Below are 3,653 nucleotides of genomic sequence, written 5' to 3'. Positions count from 1 at the left end.
ACTTTCTCTTGGCGACGCAAGAGAAAGTTACTGCGCCGCCGGGCGCACACCCCGGCCCCCGCCTTCAACCAAAGCACACAGCCACCATCGACGACAAGCGACTGCGGCACCATCCACCAAGCCCACTCCCAATCAATCGTTGGCCCTGAACCCCGTAGCCTTCACCAGCCCCGCCCACCGCACCGTTTCCGCAGCGATCGTGCGGGCGAATGCGTCACCGTGCTCGGCGGGCACATCAAAGCCCTGTGCATCGAGCTTGCTGCGGTAGTCCGGCGCCGACTGCGCCTTGACAGTCGCGGCCTCGATGGCGTCCAGCACCGGCTTGGGCACGGCGCTGGCGGCCAGCAGGCCGAACCAGATGGTGGTGTTCAGGTCCTTGTAGCCCAGCTCGGCCAGCGTGGGCACCTGGGGCAGGTGGCGCGAGCGCTCGGGGCTGGTCACGGCCAGCGCGTTGAGCTTGCCGGCCTGCACCTGGGGCAACGCGGTCTGCATCTGCGCAAAGCCCAGCGGCACCTGGCCGCCCACCAGGTCCACCACCTGCGGGGCCGAGCCCTTGTACGGAATGTGCGCCATGTCGGTCTTGAAACGCTCGTTCATCTGAAAGCCCAAAAAGTGCGAGGGCGTTCCCGGGCTGTACGAGCCGTACGACACCTTGCCCGGGTTGGCCGCCGTCCACTTCACCAGGTCGGCAAAGCTGCGCGCCGGCACCGAGGGGTGGGCCACCAGCACCAGCGGCGCCTCCACCCCCTTGGCGATGGGGCGAAAGTCCGTCGGCTTCCAGCGCAGGCTGGCGTAGGCACTGGGGTTGATGGTCACCATGGCCTGCGTGCCGATCCACAGCGTGTGCCCGTCGGGCGCGGCCTTCTGCACGTATTCGGCGCTGATGTTGCCGTTGGCGCCGGGCTTGTAGTCCACGATGAAGGTGCCGCCCGTCACCTTGCCCAGCTCGTGGGCCAGTGCGCGTGCATAGGCGTCGATGGCGCCGCCCGGCGGCGTGCCCACTACCAGGGTCACGGGGCGGCTGGGCCAGGCGGTTTTGGCCGTGTCCTGCGCCTGGGCGGGCGCAGCCAGTTGCAAGGCAAGCAGCGACGCTGCTGCCAGGGTGGCGGGGCGCAGTGCGCCACGCCGGGTGCCGGACGGCAGGCATGGATGGGTGAGGGTCATGGTCTTGTCTCCTTGGGTATTGTTCTGAGGGCTGTCTCGGTTTTTTGTCTGTCTGCCTGTGCGCCTGCCTATCTATCTCTGCGGCATGTCCTTGGCCGAATAGCCCAGGCTCACGGTGGCATCGGCCGGTATCTCGGGGATGGAGGCATTCCACGCCATCCAGTCGTCGCGCATCTGCGCAAAGCGCGCGGGCTCGTGCCGGGCCAGGTTGGCGCGCTCGCGCGCATCGTTCTCGACGTGGAACAGGTACTCGTGTTCGTCCACCTTCAGGTACTTCCACGGCCCCCGGCGCAGGGCGCGCTGGGTGCGGTGGTTCATGCGCCAGTACAGCGGTCGTTCGAACGTGTCCGCCGGGTCGCGCAGGATGCGGGCCAGCGAGACGCCGTCCAGCGGGTACTGCGGGTGCGGCACGCCGCCGCCCAGTTCCAGCAGGGTGGCAGACCAGTCCATGCCCATGCACTGCTGCACGCTGGTGCCGCCCGGTGCGATCACGGCCGGCCAGTGGGCGATCCACGGCACCCGGATGCCGCCCTCGGTCAGGTCCATCTTGCCGCCCACCAGCGGCCAGTTATCCGAAAAGCGCTCGCCCCCGTTGTCGCTGGTGAAGACGATGAGCGTGTTCTCCAACAGGCCCTCGGTGCGCAGCGTGGCCACCAGCCGGCCAATGCCCTCGTCCATGTGGTGGATCATGCGGCGGTAGGTCTCCACATTGCCGCCGTGCAGGTGGAACAGGTTGTCCTTCACCTGCGCCGCCAGGGCCGCGTCGTCGCGGGTTTCCCATGGCCAGTGGGGCGCCGTGTAGTGCAGGCTCAGCAGGAAGGGCTTGCCCGCCCGCGCGCCCTCGGCCATGCGGCCCACATGGCCAACGGCCCGGTCCGACAGCAGGTCCGTGAGGTAGCCGGGCTCGTGGTGCTCCTCCTCGCCCAGATACATGTCATGGTCGCCCCGCCCGGCGCAGTGGCTGAAATAGTCCACCCCGCCGGCCATCACGCCATAGAACTCGTCATAGCCCGAGCGCAGCGGGCCAAAGCTCGGCGGGTAGCCCAGGTGCCATTTGCCGATGAGGGCCGTCGCATAGCCCGCCTCGCGCAGCAGCGAGGGCAGGGTGGGCAGTTCGGGCGGCAGGCCCAGCACGGTGCTGCCCTTGCTGCGGCTGTTGATGGGCTCCTCCATGCCGGCGCGCACACGGTACTGGTAGCGCATGGTGGCCAGGGCCACGCGCGTGGGTGAGCACACGGGCGAGTTGGCGTAGCCCTGCGTCAGGCGCAGCCCGCCGGCAGCCAGGGCGTCGATGTGGGGCGACACCGGGCCAAACTGCGCCTGGCGCCCGCCATAGCAGCCCAGGTCGGCGAAGCCCAGGTCGTCCGCCACGATGTAGATGATGTTGGGTTGCATGTCCTGCACGTTAGCGGCAGCTCCATTCTTTGTAAAATTGAAATTTGGGTGTTTCAACTTAAATAAATCTATGGACCCCCGGCATCTGCTGCAACTGTCCTCCATCCTGGAATGCGGCTCCATCAGCAAGGCCAGCCAAGTGCTGCACCTGACGCAGCCCACGCTCACGCACAACATGCAGGCCCTGGAGTCGCGCGCGGGCGGCCAGCTGTTCGAGCGCAGCCGCTTCGGCGTGCGCAGCACCGCGCTGGGTGAGGTGCTGGCGCGCGAAGGCCGGGCCATTGCGCGCAGCGTGCGCGATGCCGAGGAGGCCTGCGCCCGCCACCGCGGCGGGTTTCGCAACACCATCCGGCTGGGCACGGGGCCGCTGGTGGGGGCCGCGCTGGTGCCAGGCCTGGTGGCCGGGCTGGCCGCCGTGGCGCCGGGCCGCGCCTTCTCGGTGCAGAGCGACCGCCCGCACCTGCTGGTGGACCAGTTGGTGGACGGCCGGCACGAGCTGGTGATCGCCCCCTCGTGGCTGGACAAGCCGCCCGCGGGCATCGAGCGCTTCTTGCTGGTGCACGATACGGTGGGCGTCTTCTGCGGCCAGGCGCACCCGCTGGCGCGCATGGGCGTTCTGGCCGCGGGCGGCGATGTGGACTGGCTGGGCATGGGCACGGCGTCCCCGTTCGATGCGCCCGTGCGCGACATGCTGCGCCAGGCAGGGGTCGAAGCCCGCCATACCGAGGTCACCGTGATGGGCGATGCTCACATGGTGCTGGAGATCCTCTCCAAGGGACGCCACCTGTCGGTGCTGCCGCGCTATCCGCTGGGATTTTTGGCGCCTTTCTACGGCCTGGTCGAACTGGCCCTGCCGGTCGCGGTGGTGCCGCCCCCGCGCGACATCTACCTGTGGTGCCGCAGTGCGTTGCTGGAAGACGCCTCCATGGTGTTGGTCAAGGACTTCATCCTGGCGCATGCGAGTGGGCGTTCATGAAGGATCATCGCTTCGGGTGATGGTTGGCGTGGTCTCTCGTTGTCTGTTTGGGTTGCGTGCCTGGGTTGAGGGCGGAGGCCGGGATGTGCGCCCGGCGGCGCAGTAACTTTCTCTTGCA

At 68.3% G+C, this 3,653-nt stretch carries 3 protein-coding genes; 1 reads left to right on the top strand and 2 read right to left on the bottom strand.

The genetic code is table 11. The features are described 5' to 3' along the window. Positions 1-132: 132 nt before the first annotated feature. Entirely contained in the window at positions 133-1,164 is a 1,032-nt protein-coding gene (locus ASE31_RS00560) for a tripartite tricarboxylate transporter substrate binding protein (protein ID WP_057199601.1), read from the bottom strand. 72 nt (positions 1,165-1,236) lie between these two features. Then, positions 1,237-2,559 (bottom strand): sulfatase, encoded by a 1,323-nt coding sequence (locus ASE31_RS00555; protein WP_057199600.1) that lies wholly within the window; start codon positions 2,557-2,559, stop codon positions 1,237-1,239. A gap of 70 nt (positions 2,560-2,629) precedes the next feature. Between ASE31_RS00555 and ASE31_RS00550 the strand changes: the two genes are divergently transcribed. Then, positions 2,630-3,535 (top strand): LysR family transcriptional regulator, encoded by a 906-nt coding sequence (locus ASE31_RS00550; RefSeq protein ID WP_057199599.1) that lies wholly within the window; start codon positions 2,630-2,632, stop codon positions 3,533-3,535. Positions 3,536-3,653: the final 118 nt, after the last annotated feature.

The sequence above is a fragment of the Acidovorax sp. Root217 genome, assembly GCF_001428645.1.
Taxonomy (GTDB): domain Bacteria; phylum Pseudomonadota; class Gammaproteobacteria; order Burkholderiales; family Burkholderiaceae_C; genus Acidovorax.
Note: the sequence above shows the minus strand (reverse complement) of the source record. Positions and strands in the feature narration are given on the sequence as shown.

Excerpts from the sequence above, each read along its gene's own strand:
- ASE31_RS00560 (WP_057199601.1), bottom strand. The coding sequence starts at position 1,164 with ATGACCCTCACCCATCCATGCCTGCCGTCCGGCACCCGGCGTGGCGCA.
- ASE31_RS00555 (WP_057199600.1), bottom strand. The coding sequence starts at position 2,559 with ATGCAACCCAACATCATCTACATCGTGGCGGACGACCTGGGCTTCGCC.
- ASE31_RS00550 (WP_057199599.1), top strand. The coding sequence starts at position 2,630 with ATGGACCCCCGGCATCTGCTGCAACTGTCCTCCATCCTGGAATGCGGC.